The sequence below is a fragment of the Streptomyces sp. NBC_00212 genome, from assembly GCF_045206365.1.
Taxonomy (GTDB): Bacteria; Actinomycetota; Actinomycetes; order Streptomycetales; family Streptomycetaceae; genus Streptomyces.
The window spans coordinates 3,069,562-3,091,697 of record NZ_CP108115.1; the positions used below are offsets into that span (position 1 = coordinate 3,069,562).

15 protein-coding genes are annotated in these 22,136 nt (G+C 73.2%); 4 read left to right on the forward strand and 11 right to left on the reverse strand.

Translation table 11 applies throughout. The features are described 5' to 3' along the window. Window positions 1–48: 48 nt before the first annotated feature. Window positions 49–291 carry a mycoredoxin gene (locus OHA17_RS13810; protein ID WP_053729899.1) on the forward strand — a complete coding sequence of 81 codons (243 nt, stop codon included), beginning with the start codon at window positions 49–51 and terminating at the stop codon, window positions 289–291. Between the two features lie 89 nt (window positions 292–380). On the opposite strand, the gene nudC is transcribed toward OHA17_RS13810, so the two are convergent. The 5 genes from nudC to OHA17_RS13835 form a co-directional block, all read right to left on the reverse strand. Further along, window positions 381–1,343, reverse strand: coding sequence for an NAD(+) diphosphatase (nudC, locus tag OHA17_RS13815; RefSeq protein WP_406506913.1), 963 nt, complete (start codon window positions 1,341–1,343; stop codon window positions 381–383). Between the two features lie 71 nt (window positions 1,344–1,414). After that, window positions 1,415–2,830, reverse strand: coding sequence for a dipeptidase (locus tag OHA17_RS13820; protein WP_406506914.1), 1,416 nt, complete (start codon window positions 2,828–2,830; stop codon window positions 1,415–1,417). Between the two features lie 10 nt (window positions 2,831–2,840). Next, a complete protein-coding gene (locus OHA17_RS13825; RefSeq protein WP_406506915.1) occupies window positions 2,841–6,440 on the reverse strand; it encodes an ATP-dependent helicase in 3,600 nt (1,199 codons plus the stop codon). A 230-nt stretch (window positions 6,441–6,670) separates the two neighbouring features. Continuing rightward, on the reverse strand, window positions 6,671–10,081 hold the full coding sequence (locus OHA17_RS13830) for an ATP-dependent helicase (protein WP_406506916.1): 3,411 nt from the start codon (window positions 10,079–10,081) through the stop codon (window positions 6,671–6,673). A gap of 161 nt (window positions 10,082–10,242) precedes the next feature. Continuing rightward, window positions 10,243–10,656: an MGMT family protein gene (locus OHA17_RS13835; protein WP_406510709.1), complete on the reverse strand. Its 414-nt coding sequence runs from the start codon at window positions 10,654–10,656 to the stop codon at window positions 10,243–10,245. A 212-nt stretch (window positions 10,657–10,868) separates the two neighbouring features. On the opposite strand from OHA17_RS13835, the gene OHA17_RS13840 reads away from it, so the two are divergent. Further along, complete coding sequence (locus tag OHA17_RS13840; protein ID WP_406506917.1) at window positions 10,869–13,862, forward strand: lysylphosphatidylglycerol synthase domain-containing protein; 2,994 nt, start codon at window positions 10,869–10,871, stop codon at window positions 13,860–13,862. 108 nt (window positions 13,863–13,970) lie between these two features. On the opposite strand, the gene OHA17_RS13845 is transcribed toward OHA17_RS13840, so the two are convergent. Further along, window positions 13,971–14,213: a hypothetical protein gene (locus OHA17_RS13845; RefSeq protein WP_406506918.1), complete on the reverse strand. Its 243-nt coding sequence runs from the start codon at window positions 14,211–14,213 to the stop codon at window positions 13,971–13,973. Between OHA17_RS13845 and OHA17_RS13850 the strand changes: the two genes are divergently transcribed. Next, entirely contained in the window at window positions 14,205–14,375 is a 171-nt protein-coding gene (locus OHA17_RS13850) for a hypothetical protein (RefSeq protein ID WP_406506919.1), read from the forward strand. The two genes, OHA17_RS13845 and OHA17_RS13850, sit on opposite strands and share 9 nt — an antisense overlap. 85 nt (window positions 14,376–14,460) lie before the next feature. Continuing rightward, window positions 14,461–16,047 carry an alpha/beta hydrolase gene (locus OHA17_RS13855; protein WP_406506920.1) on the forward strand — a complete coding sequence of 529 codons (1,587 nt, stop codon included), beginning with the start codon at window positions 14,461–14,463 and terminating at the stop codon, window positions 16,045–16,047. A gap of 61 nt (window positions 16,048–16,108) precedes the next feature. On the opposite strand, the gene moeZ is transcribed toward OHA17_RS13855, so the two are convergent. The 5 genes from moeZ to OHA17_RS13880 all read right to left on the reverse strand — a co-directional run bounded on the left by moeZ (window position 16,109) and on the right by OHA17_RS13880 (window position 22,098). Continuing rightward, the gene (gene moeZ / locus OHA17_RS13860) at window positions 16,109–17,287 is read right to left on the reverse strand and encodes an adenylyltransferase/sulfurtransferase MoeZ (protein WP_406506921.1); all 1,179 of its coding nucleotides are present in this window, start codon (window positions 17,285–17,287) and stop codon (window positions 16,109–16,111) included. 63 nt (window positions 17,288–17,350) lie between these two features. Then, on the reverse strand, window positions 17,351–18,130 hold the full coding sequence (locus OHA17_RS13865) for a spherulation-specific family 4 protein (RefSeq protein ID WP_406506922.1): 780 nt from the start codon (window positions 18,128–18,130) through the stop codon (window positions 17,351–17,353). Further along, complete coding sequence (locus OHA17_RS13870; RefSeq protein ID WP_398876278.1) at window positions 18,118–19,083, reverse strand: NAD-dependent epimerase/dehydratase family protein; 966 nt, start codon at window positions 19,081–19,083, stop codon at window positions 18,118–18,120. Before OHA17_RS13870 ends, OHA17_RS13865 begins: the two co-directional genes overlap by 13 nt. Before the next feature lie 145 nt (window positions 19,084–19,228). Beyond that, window positions 19,229–20,380 (reverse strand): hypothetical protein, encoded by a 1,152-nt coding sequence (locus OHA17_RS13875; RefSeq protein WP_406506923.1) that lies wholly within the window; start codon window positions 20,378–20,380, stop codon window positions 19,229–19,231. Continuing rightward, on the reverse strand, window positions 20,377–22,098 hold the full coding sequence (locus tag OHA17_RS13880; RefSeq protein WP_406506924.1) for a DUF3492 domain-containing protein: 1,722 nt from the start codon (window positions 22,096–22,098) through the stop codon (window positions 20,377–20,379). Before OHA17_RS13880 ends, OHA17_RS13875 begins: the two co-directional genes overlap by 4 nt. Between the last annotated feature and the right edge of the window lie 38 nt (window positions 22,099–22,136).

Below are 22,136 nucleotides of genomic sequence, written 5' to 3' on the forward strand. Positions count from 1 at the left end.
TTCGGCGGGGCGCGCACGCCAGTCAGCGATACAGAGGAGCGCGAAGACATGCCGGGCACTGTGACGATGTACAGCACCACTTGGTGCGGCTACTGCCAGCGGCTGAAGAAGCAGATGGACCGCGAGGGCATCGCGTACACCGAGGTCAACATCGAGCACGACCCGGCGTCGGCGGAGTTCGTGGAGAAGGCCAACGGCGGCAACCAGACGGTCCCGACCGTGCTCTTCGGCGACGGCTCGACGCTGACCAACCCGTCGCTCGCACAGGTCAAGCAGAAGATCGGCGTCTGAGAGCGCCGTACCGCGGCTGAACCGGAAGGCCCCCGTCCTGCCTCGGACGGGGGCCTTCCGTATGGAGGGATACCGCAGACGGATCCGGGTCAGTGCGTCGGCTTCGGCAGGGGCTTGCCGTACCAGAGCTCGATCAGGCGGGCCGCGATCGAGATGCCGTACGGGGGCAGGACCTCGCCGGACTCGAAGGCGGCGGCCAGGTCCTCGCGGGAGAACCAGCGGGCCTCGTGGATCTCCTCGCCGTCCACGTTGATCTCGGACGAAGTGGCCTTCGCCATGAAGCCGAGCATCAGGCTGGACGGGAACGGCCAGGGCTGGCTTGCGACGTACTCGACCGGGCCGACCGTGACGCCGGCCTCCTCGAAGACCTCGCGGCGCACCGACTGCTCGATGGACTCGCCGGGCTCCACGAAGCCCGCCAGGGTGGAGAAGCGGCCCTCGGGCCAGTGCACCTGGCGGCCGAGCAGCGCCCGGTCGTGCTCGTCGGTGACCAGCATGATCACGGCCGGGTCGGTGCGCGGGTAGTGCTCGGCTCCGCACGCCGGGCAGCGGCGGATGTGGCCGGCCGCCGCGATCATGGTGCGCTCGCCGCAGCGGGAGCAGAAGCGGTGCAGGCGCTGCCAGTTCTCCAGGGCGACGGCGTGCGTCATCAGGCTCGCGTCGCGCGGGGACAGCAGGAGGCCGGCCTCACGCAGTCCGGCGGGCCGGGCCGACTGGTCCATGCGGCCGGGCAGGGCGTCCTTCTGGAGCGCGAAGTAGCTGACGCCGTCCTCGTCGGTGCCCAGGAAGTAGCGGTGGGTCTCGGTGACCGGGGCCTCGAAGGCCGGGGTCATGACGAGCTCCGTACGCCCGTCCGGGGCGTCGTCGATCAGGACCTGGCCGCCGGAGACCACGAAGACCCGGGTCGACGGGTGGCTCCAGGCGGCGGCCAGCCACGCCTCGTCGAGGCGGTGGTGGGCCGCCCGGTCGATGCCGCTGGGCGCGGTGAGACCGATCGGCGTGGCGAGCCCGATCGGCTGGTCCGTGATGGCTTCACTGCTGGTGGTGCTCACAGGTGCTTCCAACTCCCCCGGGTGGATGGTGTGTTCAGCGATTTCTGTCAGCCGGTGGTCAGGCTGGCGGATCAGGCTGTCGTGGCGGCGAGGTCGCTCCACAGGTGGGCCGTGGTCTCGACGCCCTTGAACAGCAGATCCAGTTCGACCTTCTCGTTCGGCGCGTGCCAGCCGTCGGAAGGGACCGAGATGCCCAGGAACAGGACGGGCGCCGCGAGTACGTCCTGGAGGTCGGCGGCCGGTCCCGAGCCGCCCTCGCGGGTGAAGCGGACCTTCGTGCCGAACGCCTCGCCCATCGCCCGCACGACGGACTGGAGCGCCGGGTGGCCGAGCGGCGTCAGGCACGGCCGGGTGCCCGCGCTCCAGGTGATCTCGTGCCGGACCCCGGCAGGGATCCGCTCGGCGGCCCAGTCGGTGACGAGCTTCTCGATGCGCTGGGGGTCCTGGCCCGCGACCAGGCGGAAGGACAGCTTCACCATGGCCGACGACGGGATGATCGTCTTGCCGCCGGGGCCCTGGTAGCCGCCGCCGATGCCGTTGACCTCGGCGGTCGGGCGGGCCCAGATCCGCTCCAGCGTGGAGAACCCGGCCTCGCCCAGGGCCGCCCGCGACTTGGCGGTGCCCAGCCACTCGGCCTCGTCGAAGGGCAGCTCGGCGAAGAGCTCGCGCTCGGCGTCGGTGAGCTCCGCGATGCCGTCGTAGAAGCCGGGGACCGTGACGTGCTCGTCGGCGTCGTGCAGGGCCGCCACCAGGCGGGCCGCGGCCGTCGCCGGGTTGGGGACGGCTCCGCCGAAGGAGCCGGAGTGGATGTCCTGGCCGGGTCCGTACAGCTGGATCTCGCACTCGGCGAGGCCGCGCATGCCCGTGCACACGGTGGGGGTGTCCTCGGACCACATGCCGGTGTCGGAGACGATCACGGCGTCGGCCGCGAGGCGCTCGGCGTGCTGCTCCACGAGGGCCCGGAAGTGCGGCGAACCCGACTCCTCCTCGCCCTCGATCAGGAGCTTCAGGTTGACGGCGGGGGCGGTGCGGCCGGTGGCCGCGAGGTGCGCGCGGACGCCGAGGGTGTGGAAGAACACCTGGCCCTTGTCGTCGGCGGCGCCGCGCCCGTACATCCGCCCGTCGGTGATCACCGGCTCGAACGGGTCGGTGTCCCAGCCGTCCTCGCGGGCCGCGGGCTGTACGTCGTGGTGGCCGTAGACCAGGACGGTCGGGGCGCCCGCCTTGCCCGAGGGCCATTCGGCGTAGACGGCCGGGGCGCCCGGGGTGTCCAGGATCTCGGCGACCGGGAAGCCGGTTTCCCTGAGTTTGGCGGCGAGCCAGTCGGCGCTGCGCCGTACGTCGGCGTCGTGGTCGGGCTGGGCCGACACGGACGGGATGCGCAGCCACTCCGCGAGGTCGTCGAGGAAGGCGGCGCGGTGCTGCTCGATGTACGTGCGCACCGTCTCGGTGGCGGTCTGGACGGCGCTGTCCGGGGTCTCGCTCATGTCCTTGAGCCTATCCGGCCGGGGGCGGTGGCCGGTCCGCCGGTCCGCCCTGCGGACGCTGCCCGAGCAGGATCCCCTCCAGCTCGGCGCGGTCCGGCAGCCGGGCCGGGCGGACCGTCTCACCTGTGCGTACGTACACGAACGCGGCCCCGACCGACTCCAGCGGGACGCCGAGCTGCTCGGCCCAGGCGACCCGGTAGACCGCCAGCTGGAGCGGGTCGGCGGTAGCCTGCCGGCCGGTCTTCCAGTCGACGATCTCGTACGTGGCGAGGTCGCCGTCGCCCTCCTTGTAGACGGCGTCGATCCGGCCCCTAATCACCCGGCCCGCCAGCGTCAGCTGGATGGGGGCCTCGGTGCGGTACGGCGTGCGGGCCGCGTAGGGGGTGCGCTCGAAGGCCTCCTTGAGGGCGGCCAGATCGCGCTCGTCCGCGATGTCGGCTTCGGTGTCGTCCGCCCCGGGCAGCTCGTCCGGGCCCAGCATGGGCAGCGGGAGCTCCTCGAAGCGGGACTCCACCCAGGCGTGGAACCGGGTGCCCCGGCGGGCGGCCGGCTGCGGGCGGCGCGGCATGGGGCGGGCCAGGTCCCGGGCGAAGCCGTCGGGGTCGGCGGCCAGCCTGAGCAGCTCGGACGCGGTGAGCGAGGCCGGCACCTCGACCTCGCGGGTGGTGGCGCGGGCCCGGCGGAGCTCGGTGGTGAGCGCCTCCAGGTCGCGGTCCCAGGAGTGCAGGGTGCGGCGGTCCTCGGGGGTGAGGCGGGGGGCGGGGATGCCGGCCGGGGTCCGGGCCAGGGTGTGGTCGCGGGCTCCGGTGTCGGTGCGGGGGGCGCTGCGGGTGTGCTCGGCGTGGTCGACGGAGGCGGGCTCGGCCGGGGCGGGCTCGATCTCCGCGTCGGCGGACGGCGAGGTGGTGACCGGGCGCTCCGTGGGCAGCAGGTCCCAGTCCTCGGCCAGGTCGACGGGACTGCCCAACTCCCCTTCTCCGTAAGGCTCTTCGTAAGGTTCTTCGTAAGGAGGGAACGCCTCGTCCGGAGGGAACGGCTCGCTCTCGTACGGCTCGCTCTCGTAAGGGGCGTCCTGGTAGGGCGCGTCCTCATAAGAGGGGGACGCTTCGTCGCGGGGCGGAGCTTCTGCGACCGGGGTCGCCATGTGGGCCAGGACGCGTTCCGCGGCGGCTCGGCGGCGGGCCAGGGAGTCCGGGTCCAGCGGGAGCGGCCAGGCGTGGGTGGTGGCGGACTCGTGGAGGGCGGGGTTCTCGGCGTCCTCGGCCGGTTCGTCCGCCCACGCCTCGATCTCGCCGTGGCCCGCCGCGCAGTGCTCGTACAGCGCGTGCAGGAAGGCGGAGGGGCCCCGGGGCTTCTTCTGGCTCGGGCCCCACCAGTGGCCGGAGCCGAGCAGCAGGGTGCGGGGGCGGGTGAACGTGACGTACCCCAGGCGCAGTTCCTCGGTGTGCTGGTGGTCCTTCATCGCCTCCTTGAAGGACTTGAGGCCCTTCGCGTCCCACTCCTCGACGACCGGCAGCGTCGGGGCGTCGCCGCGCAGCGCGTGCGGCAGGACCTTCGCCTGGGACGTCCAGGCTTCCCTCGACTGGGTGGAGGGGAACGTTGCGGTGACCAGGCCCGGGACGGCGACGACGTCCCACTCCAGGCCCTTGGACTTGTGCGCGGTGAGCACCTTCACCGTGTTCTCGCCGCCGGGCAGCGCGTTGTCCAGGCCCTTCTCGTACTGGGCGGCGGTGCGCAGGAAGCCGAGGAAGGCGAGGAGCGAGGCCTCGCCGTCGAGCGCCGCGAAGCTCGCCGCGGTGTCGAGGAAGCCGGAGAGCGTCTCGCGGCGGCGGGCGGCCAGGGCGTGCGGGGAGGCGGAGAGCTCGACTTCGAGGCCGGTGACGCTCAGGACGCGGTGCAGTACGTCCATGAGCGGGTCGGCGAGCGAGCGGCGCAGGTCGCGCAGTTCGGCGGCGAGGCGGGCGAAGCGGACGCGGGCCTCGGCGGAGAAGGGCAGCTCGTCGTCCTCGGCGCCTTCGAGGAAGGTGTCCAGGGCGTCGGCGAGCGAGATCACCTCGGCCGGGTCGACCCCCTCGACGGCGTCGGCGAGGCGCTGGTCGGGGTCGTCGGCTTCGCCGGTGACGCGGCGTACGAGATTGCGGGCGCGGCGGCCGAGCAGCGCCAGGTCCCGGGGGCCGATGCGCCAGCGCGGGCCGGTCAGGATCCGTACCAGCGAGGCGTTTGCGCCCGGGTCCTGGAGGACTTCGCAGACCGCCACGAGGTCGGCGACCTCGGGCAGGTGGAGCAGCCCGGAGAGGCCGACGACCTCGACCGGGATGTCGCGGGCCACCAGGGCTCCCTGGATCTGCGGGAAGTCGCCCGCCGTACGGCACAGGACGGCGATCTCGCCGGGCGCCCTGCCGGTGCGCACGAGGTGGGCGATCGAGTCGGCGAGCCACTCGATCTCCTCCTGGTGGGTGTCGAGCAGGGCTACGCGCACGCTGCCGTCCCGCTCGGCGCCGGGGGCCGGGCGCAGCGCCTCCACCCCTTCGTGCATCGAACGCAGCGGCGTGGCAAGGGAGTTGGCGAGGTCGAGGAGGCGGCCGCCGCTGCGGCGGTTCTCGGAAAGCGCGTAGCGGGTGGCGGGGCGGCCGTCGGCGTACGGGAAGTGGCGGGGGAAGTCGTCGAGGTTGGCGACCGAGGCGCCGCGCCAGCCGTAGATGGCCTGGCAGGGGTCGCCGACGGCGGTCACGGCATGGCCGGTGCCGCCGCCGAAGAGCGCGGCGAGCAGCCGGCGCTGGGCGACGGAGGTGTCCTGGTACTCGTCGAGGAGCACCACCTTGAACTCCTCGCGCAGGATCCGGCCGACCTCGGGGTGGGTGAGGGCGAGCTCGGCGGACAGCGCGATCTGGTCGCCGAAGTCGAGCAGGTCGCGGCTCTTCTTGGCGGCGCGGTAGCGAGTGGTCAGGTCGAGCAGTTCGAGCCGGGCGGCGGCGGCCTCGGGCACCTTGCGCAGCTCGGCGTTGCTGAGCCTGGCGCCCTCCAGGGCCCGCAGCAGGTCCCGGTCGTACGCGGCGAGGCGCTCGGGTCGTACGAGGTGTTCCGCGAGCTCGGCGTCGAGCGCGAGCAGGTCGCTGACCAGGGAGGCGAACGACTTGGTGAGCGTCGGGTACGGCCCGGGGGCCTCGCGCAGCACGCGGGCGGCGAGCTGGAAGCGGGTGGCGTCGGCGAGGAGCCGCGATGTGGGCTCCAGGCCTATGCGCAGGCCGTGGTCGGTGAGCAGCCGCCCCGCGAACGCGTGGTACGTGGAGATCCCGGGCTCGCCCTGCTCCGGCTCCGGGGCATCCGGGTCGGTGATGCCCGCCCTGATCAGCGCGGTGCGCACGCGCTCGGCGAGCTCGCCGGCCGCCTTGTTGGTGAAGGTCAGGCCCAGGACCTGCTCGGGCGCGACCTGGCCGGTGCCCACCAGCCACACGACCCGGGCGGCCATGACGGTCGTCTTCCCGGACCCGGCCCCGGCCACGATGACCTGCGGGGCGGGCGGCGCGGTGATGCAGGCCGTCTGCTCCGGGGTGAACGGGATGCCGAGGAGCTCTTTGAGCTGCTCGGGGTCGCTGAGGGGGGTGGGCACGGTTGAAAGGGTAGTGGGGGGTGCTGACAGTGGGGGGTCGTGAGGGTTCGGGTGCAGGTGGGGGGGGCGCCTGCGGCGGGCATTGCCCCACCCCACCCCTTCCCGAAACCCGCCGGGGGTGGGTGGAGCGGAGGAAGGGGTTTTCTGGGGCTTCGCCCCCAGACCCCCGCGGGGGCTTCGCCCCCTGCACCCCCTTCGGGGCTCCGCCCCGGACCCCTCGCACCCCGGGGTTACTCCACCACCTGCCGCCCCTCCGGCTGGGCCGTGCACGACGCCCTGAACGTGCAGTGCGTGCAATGCGTGCCCGCGGTCGGGGTGAACTGTTCGTCCAGGACTCGGCCTGCCGCCGTGGCCAGTAGGTCGCCGACCCACTCGCCCGTCAAGGGCTGCTGGGACTGGACCTTCGGGTACGCCTCGCCGCCCTCGCGTTTGGGGGCGGGCTGGCGCAGGTGGACCAGTTCGGCGCCGCCGGGGTCGGGGCGGCGGCCGTCGAAGGCCTCGTCCAGGGCGCCCTCCCGCACCGCCAGCTGGTAGACGGCCAGCTGCGGGTGGGCGGCCACCTCCGCGGCCGTGGGCGACTGCTTGCCGGTCTTGAAGTCGACCACGTACGCGCGGCCTTCGACGTCCTGCTCGACGCGGTCCATGGAGCCCCGGATGCGCACCTCGTACTCCCCCGCCTCCAGGGTCACGTCGAAGCCGTGCTCCGTGGCGACCGGGGTGCGCCCCGCGCGGTCCAGGGTGTGCCACTGGAGGAAGCGTTCCAGGGCGGCGCGCGCGTTCTGCTTCTCCTGGACCGACTTCCAGGGTGCGTCGAAGGCGAGCGCGTCCCAGACCGAGTCCAGGCGTTCCATCAGGACGGCCAGGTCGGCCGGGGTGCGGCCGGAGGCGACCTCGTCGGCCAGGACGTGGACCACGTTGCCGAAGCCCTGGGCGGCCGTAGCGGGCGCGTCCGCCTTGACCTCGCGGCCCAGGAACCATTGCAGGGCGCAGGTGTTGGCCAGCTGGTCCAGGGCGCTGCCCGACAGCGCGACGGGGACGGCGCGGTCGCGCAGCGGGACCTCCGAGCGGGTCGGCTCGTACAGGCCCCACCAGCGGTGTGGATGCGCCGCCGGGACCAGCGGCTGGCCCTCGTCGTCGGCCAGCGCGGCCAGTCGGCCCAGGCGTTCGGCGGCGGCCTCGCGCAGCGCGTCGGAGGCCGCCGGGTCGACGGTCGTGGCGCGCAGCTCGGCGACCAGCGCGGCGACGGCCAGGGGGCGGCGGGGGCGGCCCGTAGTGTCCTGGGGCTCGACGCCCAGCTCGGTGAGGAAGCGGGACGGCTGGTCGCCGTCGTCGGCCGGGGCCTTGACGGCGGTCACCACGAGGCGGTCCCGGGCGCGGGTGGCCGCGACATAGAAGAGGCGTCGTTCTTCGGCGAGCAGCGCGCCCGGGGTGAGCGGTTCGGCCAGGCCGTCGCGGCCGATCCGGTCGGCTTCGAGGAGCGAACCCCGGCGGCGCAGGTCGGGCCAGAGTCCTTCCTGCACCCCGGCGACCACGACGAGGCTCCACTCCAGGCCTTTGGAGCGGTGGGCGGTCATGACGCGCACCGCGTCCGGGCGGGCGGCCCGGCGGGTCAGGGTGTCGGCCGCTATGTCCTGCGCGTCGACCTCTTCGAGGAAGTTGAGCGCGCCCCGGCCGCCGGTGCGCTCCTCGGCGCGGGCCGCGGTGTCGAACAGGGCGCAGACGGCGTCCAGATCGCGGTCGGCGGCCCGCCCGCCGGCCCCGCCGCGCAGCGCCGCGCGTTCCAGGCGCTGCGGCCAAGGGGTGCCGTTCCACAGCTCCCAGAGCGCCTCGGCGGCGGTGCCGCCACCGGCCAGGAGCTCGCGGGCCTTGCGCAGCAGCGCGCCGAGCCGCTGGGCGCCGCGGGCGTACGAGGGGTCGTGCGCGACGAGCCGCTCGGGCTCGGTCAGGGCCCGGGCCAGGAGAACGTCCGAGGGGGCCGGGACTCGGTTGCCCGCTGCCCGCTCCTCGTCGCGCAGGGCCCGCCCGAGGCGCCGCAGGTCGGCGGTGTCCATGCCGCCCAGCGGCGAGGTGAGCAGGGTGTGCGCGGTCTCGGGGTCGAGCCGGGCGGGGGATGCTACGGGGCTGTTCGCCGTGTCCCTGCCAAGGTGGACGAGGCTGACGGGCGCGGAACCCCCGGCACCGGCCCCGTCCTTCTCACCACCCTCGCCTGCGGCCCCCTCCCCCGCGGGCGCGGACACCCCGCCCCCCGAAGCGCCCTTCAACGCCGCCTCCGCCACCACCCGCAGCGCCGTCAACAGCGGCGACACCGCCGGCTCGGCGCGCAGCGGCGTGTCGGCACCCGACGTGTCCACGGGGATGCCCGCCGTCGTCAGGGCGCGGCGCAGGGCCGGGATCGTGCGGGTGCCCGCGCGGACCAGGACCGCCATCTCCTGCCAGGGGACGCCCTCTTCGAGGTGGGCGCGGCGCAGCAGGTCCGCGATGTTGTCCAGCTCGGTGGAGGCCGTGGGGTACGTGTACGTCTCCACGCGGCCGCCGGTACGGGTCGGCGACAGGTCCCGGTGGGCGCGGACCCGCTCGGCGGGCAGTCGCGGCAGCGGCATGCGGCGGGTCAGCAGCCGGGTGGCGGCCAGCAGGGCCGTGCCCGAGCGGCGGGACGTGGTGAGGACCTCGACCGGCGCCGGGCTCCCGTCCGTACGCGCGAACGTGTCGGGGAAGTCGAGGATGCCGTTGATGTCGGCACCCCGGAACGTGTAGATCGACTGGTCCGGGTCGCCGAAGGCGACGAGCGTGCGGCCACCCCCCGCCAGCGCCTTCAGGAGCCGTACCTGCGCCGGGTCGGTGTCCTGGTACTCGTCGACGAACACCGCCTCATAGGAGGGCAGCTCGATGCGTTCGGCGAGCAGCACCGCGCGGTGCACGAGTTCGGCGTAGTCCAGGACGCCCTGGAGGTCGAGGACGTCGAGGTACTCGGCGAGGAACGCCGAGGCCGCCTTCCAGTCCGGGCGGCCCGCGCGCTCGGCGAAGCGGGCCAGGGCGTCGGGGCCGAGGCCCAGTTCCCGGCTGCGGGCGAGCACCGCGCGCACCTCGTCGGCGAAGCCGCGCGTGGTCAGGCAGGCCCGCAGCTCGTCGGGCCAGCTCACATGCGCGAGGCCGGTGCGCTGGAGGTCGATCTGCCCGGCGAGCAGGTCGCGTACGGCCACGTCCTGTTCGGGGCCGGACAGCAGGCGCAGGGGCTCGCGGAACAGCTCGGCATCCTGGTGCGCCCGGACCAGCGCGTAGCAGTACGAGTGGAACGTGGTGGCCTGCGGGCTCTTCGCGCCGACGCCCAGGCGCAGCGCCATCCGGTCGCGGAGCTCGACCGCGGCCTTGCGGCTGAAGGTGAGCACCAGGATGCGTTCGGGGTCCGTGCCGGCCGCCACCTTGGCCGCGACCGCCTCCACCAGGGTGGTCGTCTTGCCGGTGCCGGGCCCCGCGAGCACGAGAAGCGGACCCGAGCGGTGGTCAACCACCCTGCGCTGGGGTGCGTCAAGGAGGGGGGGATCCACCGGGTCCGGCGGGGTACGCACCAGTCGGTACGCGCCGGGGGACCGCCGACGTACCTGCTGGTACGTCTGACGCCCGGTGGAAGAGGAGGAGCTCACGTGGATCGCCGGTCCTGGTGGGTGTGCTGGTCGTGATGGTGGTTACGAGGCCTGCGCGGCCGGCGCAGACCCTCGACGGTACGCCGAACCGCGACCGGAACGCAGCGAGTCATCCGTACGGTCCTCAGGCCGCCCCCGGCATTGCCGGATGGCGGAAGCTGTCAGGTATGAGCCGCCCCGCCGCCGAGCCCGCCGACCGCGCCGCCTTCGGTGCCGTCCCAGCGTGCCCGCCGCATGTCGAGCCGCGGCAGGTGGCCCTCGGCGGACCGGCCCGCCTCGCGCAGCGGGGTGGCCTCGTCGCGGTAGTGCGCCAGGGCCCGCAGCTCGTGTCCGGGCAGCAGCGCGCCGTCCGACCGCACCACGCGCCACCACGGCACCGCGCCGCCGTAGAGCGCCATGACCCGGCCGACCTGGCGCGGCCCGCCCTCGCCGAGCCATTCGGCGACGTCCCCGTACGTCATCACCCGGCCCGGCGGGATGTGCTCGGCGACCTCAAGGACCCGTTCCGCGTATGCGGGGATCTCGGGCAGCACCTCGCCCGCCCGGTCCCGCTGCTCCTCGCTCATCCGCTCCATCCTGCCGTACGCCACCGACAGCCGCCCCGGGTCGAGCCATATCCGGTCGCAGCCCGGTCGCGGAACGGTAAAGGGGCGCAACTCACACAGCGCACGCCCTGGCAATGCACCCTGATGCCCCCCTGGGATCTCTGGACATGCCACCATCATGCGGGCGGTGAGCGGTGATACGAGACAGAGACAAGTCGGACGAGGCAGCGAAGGAGCGGGGCGTGCAGCCACCCGAGGCGGCGGCGAGCAGCACCCCTGAAACGGGGCGGCAGCCCGCCGCACCCGAAGCTTCCGGGCCGACGGGCGACGGCTCGGCACCCGGCGCGGAGTCCCACCCAGGAACCGGGCCCGAAGCCTCCGCGGGCCACGCGGACGGCGAGCGCTACGAGGCCGCCGAAGACTCCGCGGACCACGAAAACCCCGAGAGCCACAAGGGCCCCGACCGCCCCGCAGGCCACGAGCGCTCCGAAGGATCCGGCGCCCGCGAGGGCTCCCCGAGCCCCGAAGGCGACCGGCGTCCCGAAGGCTCCGAAGGCACGGACTCCGTCCGGTGCGACAAGGGCACCAAGGGCGGCGGCGCCCCGTGCGACGACACCTCGGGCTCCATCGAGCGCGTCTCCGTGGACGAACCTCTGCTGCCCGCCCGCGTGCACCGCCCCTCGGACCTGCTCCGGCTGCTCACCGGTGTGCTCGCGATCGCCGTCGTCCTGGCCATCGCCGCCTTCGCGCACGGCACGACGTCCGGCCTGGAAAACGACATCACCAACGGCACCACCGGCGCCCCCGACGTCCTGATCCGCCTCGCCGGGCTCGCCTCCAGCATCGCCGTCCTCGTACTGCCCGTCGCCTTCGCCATCGAGCGGCTGATCAAACGTGACGGACTGCGGATCGCGGACGGCGTACTCGCCGCGGTGCTCGCGCACGGCGTCGCCCTCGCCACCGACCTGTGGGTCGCCAAGTCCGCCCCGGGCTCAATCACCGAGGCGCTGACCCGGATGTCGCCCTCGGGCTCCCTCACCGACCCCGTGCACGGCTATCTCGCCCCCGTCATCGCCTATATGACGGCCGTGGGAATGGCCCGCAGACCCAGGTGGCGGGTCGCGCTGTGGGCGGTGCTGCTGCTCAACTCCTTCGCCGTACTGGTCGGCGAACAGACCACCCCGTTCTCGATCATCGTGACGATCCTGATCGGCTGGACGGTCGCGTACGGCACGCTCTACGCGGTCGGCTCGCCCAATGTGCGGCCCACCGGGCAAACCCTGCTCGCGGGGCTCCGCCACGTCGGCTTCAACCCGGTGACCGCGCTGCGCGCCGAGGACGTACCGGACTCGATGGAGCAGGGCGAGCGCGGCCGGCGGTATCTGGTCACGCTGCAGGACGGCCCGCCGCTCGACGTCACGGTGGTCGACCGCGAGCAGCAGGCGCAGGGCTTCTTCTACCGGGTGTGGCGCCGCCTGACACTGCGCTCCATCACCACCCGCCGATCGATCCAGTCGCTCAGACAGGCCCTGGAGCAGGAGGCGCTCCTCGCGTACGCGGCGATCGCGGCCGGGGCGAACGCGCCCAAGCTGATCGCCACCTCCGAGCTCGGCCCGGACGCCGTGATGCTGGTGTACGAGCACACCGGCGGCCGTTCCCTGGACTCCCTGGAGGACGCGGAGCTCACCGACGACCTGCTGCGCGAGACGTGGCGGCAGGTCGAGGCGCTCCAGTCGCGGCGGATCGCGCACCGCAGGCTGGCGGGCGACGCGATCCTGGTGGATCGTTCCGGCAAGGTGATCGTGACCGACCTGCGCGGCGGCGAGATCGCGGCCGGCGACATCGTGCTCCGCATGGACGTCGCCCAGCTCCTGACCACCCTCGGCCTGCGCGTCGGCGCCGAGCGCTCGGTCGCCTCCGCCCTCGACGTGCTCGGCCCGGACGCGGTCGCCGACAGCCTCCCGCTGCTCCAGCCCATCGCGCTGAGCCGCTCCACCCGTGCCACGCTGCGCAAGCTCGGCCGCGAGCAGGCGCAGCGCGAGCGCGAGGCGGTTCTGGAGGCGTCGGACGCGGCGAAGGAGGCGAAGGCCGCGGAGGCGGCCGCCGCCAAGGAGGCCGCGGCGCACCCCGAAGCGGTCCCGGTCCTTGACGACCGCAAGGCCGTCAAGGCGGAGAAGAAGGCCGAGAAGCTGGCCATCGACGAGGCCCTGGACGAGGCGAAAGAGGACGATCTGCTCACCCAGATCCGCCACCAGGTGCTGCTGATCCGCCCGCAGGCCCCGGTCGAGCCGGTACGCCTCGAACGCATCAAGGTGAAGACCTTGATCAGTTTCGTGGCGGGGGCCTTCGCCGCGTACTTCCTCCTGGTGCAGCTCACCAACATCAAGTTCGGCGACCTGATCGCGAACGCCCAGTGGGGCTGGGTCGCGGCGGCCGTGCTGTTCTCGGCGCTGTCCTACCCGGCCGCGGCTGCCAGCCTGCTCGGCTTCGTGCCGGAGCGGGTGCCGTTCTGGCGGGCCGTGATCGCGCAGGTGGCGGGCTCGTTCGTGAAGCTGGTGGCGCCGGCGGCGGTCGGCGGTGTCGCCCTCAACACGCGGTTCCTCCAGCGCGCGGGGGTACGTCCGGGGCTCGCGGTGGCGAGCGTCGGCGCGTCACAGCTCTTCGGGCTCGCCTCGCACATCTCGCTGCTGCTGATCTTCGGCTACGTGACCGGCACCGAGCAGACCTCGGAACTCTCGCCGTCCCGCACGGTGATCGCGGGTCTGCTCACGGCGGCCGTCCTGATCCTGGTGGTCACCGCGGTCCCGTTCCTGCGGAAGTTCGTGGTCAGCCGGGTCCGCTCGCTGTTCGCCGGGGTGGTGCCACGCATGCTGGACGTGCTCCAGCGGCCGCAGAAGCTGATCACCGGGATCGGCGGCATGCTGCTCCTGACCGGCGTGTTCGTGATGTGCCTGGACGCGTCGATCCGTGCCTTCGGTACGGGCAGCGAGCACACGCTGAGCTACGCGAGCGTGGCGGTGGTCTTCCTGACGGCCAACGCGCTGGGCTCCGCGGCGCCGACGCCGGGCGGTGTGGGGGCGGTTGAGCTAGCGCTGTCCACAGCGTTGACCATTGCCGGCATGACTGCCGAAACCGCGACTTCCGCAGTGCTGCTGTACCGGCTGCTGACGTTCTGGCTCCCTGTCCTGCCGGGCTGGCTGTGCTTCAACTACCTGACGCGCAAGGGGCAGTTGTAGGGGGCTGCGCTTCGACTGCGGGTATTCGGTGGCTGGTCGCGCCCACGCGGCAGAGCCGCAAAATGTCACAGCCCCGCGCCCCTAACAGGGTACGAGCTCCAACCCCGCCTAGAACGCGGCCAGCACCGTCCCCAGCAGCGCCAGCGAGCACAGGACCTCCAGCGCCCCCACCACCCCCACCTTCAGGCCCCGGCCGGGCAGTACCGCCGCCCGTAGCAAATAGACGGCGAACGGGGCTGCCAGCCACGGGTTCAGCAGCGCCGCCGGCGCCACCGCCACCCCGTGGTACCCCACCGAACCCCCGTAATACGCCCGCGAGCCCCGCTCCCTGATCATCACACGATGGGCCACGCCGCCCGCCTTGCCCGCATCCGCGAGGACATCGCGCGCCTGCCCGGCCTGGAGGTGTGCGGCGCCGCGTACGAGGGCGTGGGGATCGCGGCGTGCGTGGCGACGGGGCTCGCGGCGGCGGAGCGGGTGCTTGAGGTGGAGCGGGCGGGCGTTCCGGGCTGAGCGGGTGGCGGGAGCCGGGCGGGGCGCCACCCTGATGGGCCGCCCCGCCCGCGCGCGCTCCCTGTTCCCGACGCAGGATGGAGGGATGGAACACCACCGCGCCCCGCGCAAGCGGACCCGGGCCGCCGCGTTCAGCGCCGCCGCCGTACTGCTCGCCGCCGTCGGCTGTTCCAGCGGGGCCAAGGACGACGGCGGGCTCACCGCCGGCACCGCCGACGCGGGCAAGCTCGCCACCCAGAAGCTGAACTGGAAGGCGTGCTCGGCGCCCACCGCGGCCGAGGGCACCGGCTCCGCGCCCTCCCCGCTGCCCGGCGGCGCCCAGTGGAGGTGCGCCACCATGAAGGTGCCGCTGGACTACGCGAACCCCAAGGGCGGCACGCTCGACCTCGCCCTCATCCGCACCGAGGCCACCGACAAGGCGCACCGCATCGGCTCGCTCGTCTTCAACTTCGGCGGCCCGGGCGGCTCCGGCGTGACCACCCTGCCCGCCGCGGCCAAGGACTACGAGGCCCTGCGCGGCCGCTACGACCTGGTCGGCTTCGACCCGCGCGGGGTCGGCGCCAGCGCGCCCGTGCAGTGCGAGAACGACTCCCAGCTCGACACCTACTTCGCCCAGGACGCCACCCCCGACGACCCCGCCAAGGAGCAGACGTACATCGAGGGCCTCAAGTCGTTCGCCACCGCCTGCCAGGACAACTCCGGCAAGGTCCTCCCTCACGTCGGCACCACCGAGGCCGCCCGTGACATGGACCTGCTGCGCCAGGTCCTCGGCGACGAGAAGCTTCACTACATGGGGATCTCGTACGGGACGGAGCTCGGCGGCGTCTACGCCCATCTGTTCCCCAAGAACGTCGGGCGGGCCGTCTTCGACGGCGTCGTCGACCCCACCAACGACGTCGAGCAGGGCGCGATCGGCCAGGCCAAGGGCTTCCAGCTCGCTCTCGACAACTTCGCGCAGGACTGCGTGAACCGCGGCGACAAGTGCCTCCTTCGCGGCGCGAACGTGAAGGAGGTCGAGGACGTCATCGTCAAGCTGCTCGCCCAGCTCGGCGAGAAGCCCATCCCGGCGGGCAACAGCGGCCGCCGGCTCACCCGGACCCAGGCCACCAACGGCATCGCCCAGGCGCTGTACTCCAAGGAGTACTGGCAGCTCCTGGAGCAGGGTGTCGACGAGGCGGAGGGCGGCCAGGGCGCGCTGCTCCTCGCCCTGTCGGACGCCATGAACGGGCGCGGCAAGGACGGCACGTACAGCAACCTTCAGGCCGCCAACGTGGCCATCAACTGTGCTGATTTCAAAGAGCGTTACTCACTGGAGCAAACGAAGGCCAAGCTCCCCGAGTTCCGCAGGGCCTCGCCCGTCTTCGGCGACTTCATGGCCTGGGGCCTCATGGGCTGCACCGAGTGGCCGGTCGCCGGCCAGTGGACCACCCCGGACGTGAGCGCACCGGGCGCCGCCCCGATCGTGGTCGTCGGCAACACCGGCGACCCGGCGACGCCTTACGCGGGCGCGAAGAACATGGTGGACAAGCTGGGCCCGGGGGTGGGCGTGGAGCTCACGTACAAGGGCCAGGGGCACGGGGCGTACGACAGCGGCGACAAGTGTGTGCAGAACACGGTGAACGCTTACCTCTTGGACGGAAAGGTTCCCTCTGCGGGGGCGGTTTGCCAGTAGCGCGACGGCAAAGGGGCCGGCCCGCACATCGCGGAACCGGCCCCCTGCCGAACAGCACTCTTTAATAGATGGGCTTCTCCGGCTCGATCTGGTTGACCCAGCCGATCACGCCGCCGCCCACGTGCACCGCGTCGGCGAACCCCGCCGACTTGAGGACCGCGAGGACCTCCGCCGAGCGGACGCCCGTCTTGCAGTGCAGGACGATGCGCTTGTCCTGGGGCAGGTCCTGGAGGGCGTTGCCCATCAGGAACTCGTTCTTCGGGATCAGCTTGGCGCCCGGGATCGAGACGATCTCGTACTCGTTCGGCTCGCGGACGTCGATGATCTCGATCTTCTCGTCGGCGTCGATCCACTCCTTGAGCTGCTTGGGAGTGATCGTCGAGCCCATGGCCGCTTCCTGGGCCTCCTCGGACACGACGCCGCAGAAGGCCTCGTAGTCGATGAGCTCGGTGACCGTCGCGTTCGGACCGCAGACCGCGCAGTCGGGGTCCTTGCGGACCTTGACCTGGCGGTACTGCATCTCCAGGGCGTCGTAGATCATCAGGCGGCCGACCAGCGGCTCGCCGACGCCCGTGAGGACCTTGATCGCCTCGGTGACCTGGATCGAGCCGATCGACGCGCAAAGGACGCCGAGAACGCCGCCCTCGGCGCAGCTCGGGACCATGCCCGGCGGCGGGGGCTCCGGGTAGAGGCAGCGGTAGCAGGGGCCGTGCTCGGACCAGAAGACCGAGGCCTGGCCGTCGAAGCGGTAGATCGAGCCCCAGACGTACGGCTTGTTCAGGAGCACGCACGCGTCGTTGACCAGGTAACGCGTCGCGAAGTTGTCCGTGCCGTCGACGATCAGGTCGTACTGGCTGAAGATCTCCATCACGTTCTCGGCTTCGAGCCGCTCTTCGTGCAGGACGACGTTCACGTACGGGTTGATGCCGAGGACGGAGTCGCGCGCGGACTCCGCCTTGGAGCGGCCGATGTCGGCCTGGCTGTGGATGATCTGGCGCTGGAGGTTCGACTCGTCGACCTCGTCGAACTCCACGATGCCGAGCGTGCCGACACCGGCGGCGGCCAGGTACATCAGGGCCGGGGAGCCGAGCCCGCCGGCGCCCACGGCGAGCACCTTCGCGTTCTTCAGCCGCTTCTGCCCGTCCATCCCGACGTCGGGGATGATCAGGTGGCGCGAATACCTGCGGACCTCGTCTACGGTGAGCTCAGCTGCTGGCTCGACCAGGGGTGGCAGCGACACGGAAACTCCGTCGGTCGGTATGTCAGTACGGTTGTTCTCTCCGTAACACTGCCACGCGTCCCCTCATTCCGAGATACCAGGTCCGATCCGCGAGACGATTTCGTCCCAGTAGCCGGGCAGCGTTTCAAATGGGTCGGTATGCCCGTTTCCCTGCCCCCGGGACCGGTCGACGCGGTCCGTGAAGTAGATCGTGCCCGCGCCCTGCCAGCGGGCGATCCGCAGCGCCTCCTCCAGATGCGTCCTGGGCACGCCGTGCACCAGGTGGCAGAAGCGCTCCGGCGGGTAGTCGGCGGTCCATTCGGCCACCTGCGACCAGCGGTAGTCGGTCCACGGGCCGGTGTAGGTGATCAGCTGGTCGGCGGCCTCCGCATAGCCGGGGTACGGGTGCGTCCCGTGCCCGAAGACCAGGTGGACGCCGTCGCGCAGGGCCCGCAGTGTGTCGGTGGTGCGCCGCATTTCGGGAAGCGCGTCTCGCTCTGTGGGACAGCGGTCGAGCAGGAAGCCGTCGACCCGGTACCAGTCGAGGTAGCGGTGCGCCTCGGAGATCTGCTCGCCGAAGGGGCGGGTGCCGTACGCCGTGTCGAGGTGGCCGAGCACCCGGATGCCGGCGTTGCGGAGTCTGCCGACGGCTTCGAGGCAGTGCGGGTCGGGCCGGCTGCCGGGGCCGCCGGGAGTTCCGCCGGACACATTGAGCACGGCCCAGTGCAACGGCGTTCCGGGGCGGGTGAGTTCGGCCCATTCGACGGGGGCGACGAGCGGGTGGGCGTAGCCGGGGACGCCGAGGCCGAGCCGGTCGGCGCCGGTCGCCGCGCGCTGCCCGAGGAGCCGGGTCAGATTCGGCATGCCGCCTCCATCCAGATGTCGGCGAGGGATTCCTCCAGGTTGATCCGGGGCCGCCAGCCGAGCCGGTCGCGGGCGGTGCGCACGTCGGCCTGCTGCCAGCTGCCGCAGCCGTCGGGGTACGGGGCCGGCGTGGCGAGGTGTTCGAGGCCGGCCTCGCCGTTGCGCGGGGAGCCGATGAGGCCGGGGCGCATGACGGGCGGGCCGTCGAGTTCGTGCAGGGCGCCCGCGTAGCCCGCGACCCTGGCGAGGACGGCGGCCGCGTCGCGGAGCTTCACCGAGCGTCCGGTGCCGATGTTGACCACGCCCTGGGCGGCGGAGAGCGAGGCGGCGTGTACGGCCCGCGCCACATCGCGTACGTCCACGAAGTCCCGCTGCACGCCGAGCCCGCCGAGCTTCAGCTCGCCGTCGCCGGACTGCATGGCGCGCCGCATCGCCTCGGCGAGGCGGCCGAGCGGGGAGCCGGCGGGGGTGCCGGGGCCGACGGGCGAGAAGACGCGCAGCACGATCGCGTCGAGTCCGGAGCCCAGGACGAGCTCGGTCGCGGCGAGCTTGGAGACGCCGTACGGCCCGCCCGGGCGCGGCACCGCGTCCTCGGCGGTGGAGGAGCCGGGCTGCGAGGGCCCGTACTCCGAGGCGCAGCCGATCTGGACGAGGCGGGCGCCGCAGCCGCTGCGCCGCAGGGCCTCGCAGACGGTGGCGACGGCGACGGTGTTGTGCCGGGTCAGCTCGCGGGCGCCGCCCCGGGTGGCCCCGGCGCAGTTGACGACGACTCCGGGGTGCACGGCGTCGAGGAAGCGGGTCAGGGCTCCCGGGCTGCCGGTGGCGAGGTCGAACCGTACGTCCGCGTCGTCGCCGCGCCCGAGGGCGGTGAGCTGCACGGCGGGGTCGGCGAGGAGGCGGTCGGCGACGAACCGGCCGAGGTATCCGTTGGCTCCGAGCAGCAGCACCCTCATCGCGCGGTCCTTCCGTGCGGGCGGCGGGAGGCCGATGGCAGGGCGGTCATGTGTCGTTCTCCTTCAATGCCGTGTCGCCCGCTCCGTGAGGTGGCCGGGCGATCGCGGCGCTTCGGTGGGGTGGGCGCGTCGGTCGTCGGGCGCCTCACTGGTCACAGTGGGCCGAGGCGCGGGCCAGCACGGCGGCGGCTCGGGCGAGCAGGGCGAGGGCGGCGGCGGCGCACACGGCGGCGGGCAGCGCCCCGGCGCCCCAGGTCTGGACGGCGGCTTCGACGGGGCGGCCGAGGGCGGCGCAGCCGGGCAGCCGGCCGGCGAACACGGAGGCGAGCGCGAGCAGTTCGGCGCCCGCGGCGGCGGCGAGCATCTTCGTGGCGGCGCCGGCGAAGCCGTGCGCGGCGAGCAGCCGGGCGAGCCAGAGCAGCGCCCCGAGCGCGGCACTGGCGGCGAACACATCGGTTCCGTAGGCGAGTTGAGCAACCGTCAGGCAGGCGGCGAGGCAGCCGAGGAACAGGGCCACGGTGGCCAGGAGCAGCGGGCGGGAGCGCCCGGCGAACTCGGCGAGGCCCCGGCTGGAGGCGAGCTTGCGGCGGGCCCCTGCGGAGAAGAGGTGCGCGCACCACATCGCGGGGGCGACGGCGAACGCGAGGCCGGTGGCGGCCGCCGGGTCGAGCGGCCAGCCTCCGTCGGGGCCGCCGCGCACGGCGTCGGCGAGCAGCCCGTCGCCGCCGATCGCGTACGCCATGAGCCAGGCGGCGCAGAGGCGGGCGGCGGGCCGGGTGCGGTGGTCGGCGCGCAGGGGGCCGCGCCGCAGGGACAGGGTGAGCGCCACCGCGAAGGCCACCGCCCCGACCACGCCGGCCGCCAGCCGGATCCCGCCAGGGGTGAGCCGAACACCCTCGACGGCGAGTACGCAGACGACGCCGGGCAGCAGCGCCCAGAGCGCCCAGCCGGCGGGCTGTGGGGTCAACTCCCTTGTGGCGGAGAGGGTTTCGGTGTCGCGGGGTACGCGGGCGTAGAGCTCTTCGGCGAGCGAGAAGACGTCGCGGTGGCGGAAGCGGGCGGCGGTGCGGTCGGTGACGCCGTGCGCCTCAAGGCCTGCCGCGATCTCCAGCGGGTCGACGGCGCGCTCGCAGAGTTCGCGGTGGCGGTGCATGAGAGCTTTGACGGGGTCGGCGGGGCCGCGCCGGGGGGTGGCGGTGCGGCCCGCGCCGCTCGGGGCGGGCATCGAGGAGAGGGCGCCCTTGGAGCGGGCGTCCCAGGCGGCGCCGGTGGCCGGGGCGGAGGGGATGTCGGTCACGCGCCCGCCCCTTCCGCTTCGGCGTCGAGGCGTTGCTGCAACAGGACCGCGATCGGGCCGCCTGCCCAACTGGGGCCGCTGGGCGGCGAGTTGGATGAAGTGCGGGCTGCGGTCGGGGCCGCCCAGCGGCCCGGCACATGGGCTTCGGCGGGGTGCGCGAAGGGCTGCGGGGCGGCCGTCTCGTCGGCGTTCTCGCGATGGACCGGGTTGTGCGACATGAGCTCCAGGTAAATGCCGCGAAATGCCGCGAGGTTCTGCTCGACGGTGAACAGTTCGAGCGCGCGGGCGCGGGCGGCGGCGCCCAGGCGCGAGCGCCGCTCGGGGTCGCGAAGGAGCGCGACGCAGGCGTCGGCGAGCGCTCGGGGATTGCGCGGCGGCACCACCAGGCCCGTACCGCCGATGACTTCGACGACCGCGCCGGTGTCGGTGGACACGGTGGCCCGGCCGCAGAACATGGCCTCGACGAGGCTGATGGGGAAGCCCTCGACGACGCTGGACAGGACGACGACACTGCCGGCGGCGTAGGCGTCGGCGAGTTCGGGCGCCTCGGGGCCGCCGATCTCCTCGAACGAGACGGGGTTGTCGCCGACCGCGTGGGCGTCGGCGGCCTCGTCGGGGAAGAGCTGGGCGGCGAGCGCCCGGCAGTGCGCGAGGTAGGTGACGGCGTCGGGCCCTTCGGCGGGCGCGGCGATCAAGCGCAGCCGCGCCTCGGGCTCGGCCTTGCGGACCTCGGCGAAGGCGTGCAGCAGGGCGATGAGGTCCTTGGCGGGCTCGATCCGCCCGACCCACACCAGGGTGTTGGGGTCCCCGCCGTACGCGCCTTCCCCGACCGCGTGGAACCGGTCGGCGGACATGCCGGGATAGACGGTGCGCAGCTTGGCTCGGTCGGCTCCGCAGCGTTCCTGCCAGCGGCGGGTGTGGGTGTTGCCGGGGGTGACGAGCTCGGCCTGCCCATACACCTCGGCGGCGAGGCGCCGTTGGAACCCTGCCTGCAACGCCCTTACGGGGACGGTGAGTTGGGAGTTGGCGAGGTACTGGGCGCGGAGCTGGACGCCGTACTCGGTGACCAGGAGCGGGACCCCGCAGAAGCGTTTGGCCAGGAGCCCGGGCAGGGCGGCGCGGCCGCCGGAAGCGGCATGGGCGAGGTCGACCGCGCCGAGCGCGTCGTCGCCGTACCAGTCGAGGGAGAGCGGGCGCAGGGCGCGTTCCAGGAGGCTCGCGAAGGCGAGGTGGTCGGGCACCCGGGCGGCCTGGACGGCGCGGTTGGCGCCGGGGGTGCGGCAGGCGGCTTCCAGAATGCGGACGGCCGTCTCGGAACGGAGCTCGCCCGCGATCCCGCCGTGCTCGCGGGCGAGGGAGGCGAGCCCGTACAGCCCCTCGGCGAAACTGTCGCGGTCGGACCGTTCGCTGCAGATCGAGGCGGCCAGGCGCCCGAAGTGGAGGGCGAACTCCCGGCGTTCACGCCGCCCGTACCCGCGCTCGGTACGCCTGCGGCCGGTGTAATGGGTTTCGGGCGCGGCCCAGAGCGGCGCGGTACGCACCTGGCGCACGTGGGGAGGCAGGGCGAGCAACCCCTGTTGTTCCTGCTCGGCACTCCGGCTGAGCGCGAATATGTCGAACTCGTGCCGCGCGAGCCCGCGCACGAGCCGGTCGCACCACAGCCTGGACTCACCGGTCGTGTACGGATAACCGCCATCCGTGAGCAGTCCGATCCGCATGTGCGCACCCCCGATCTCCCTTGTGGGCGGCCACCGTT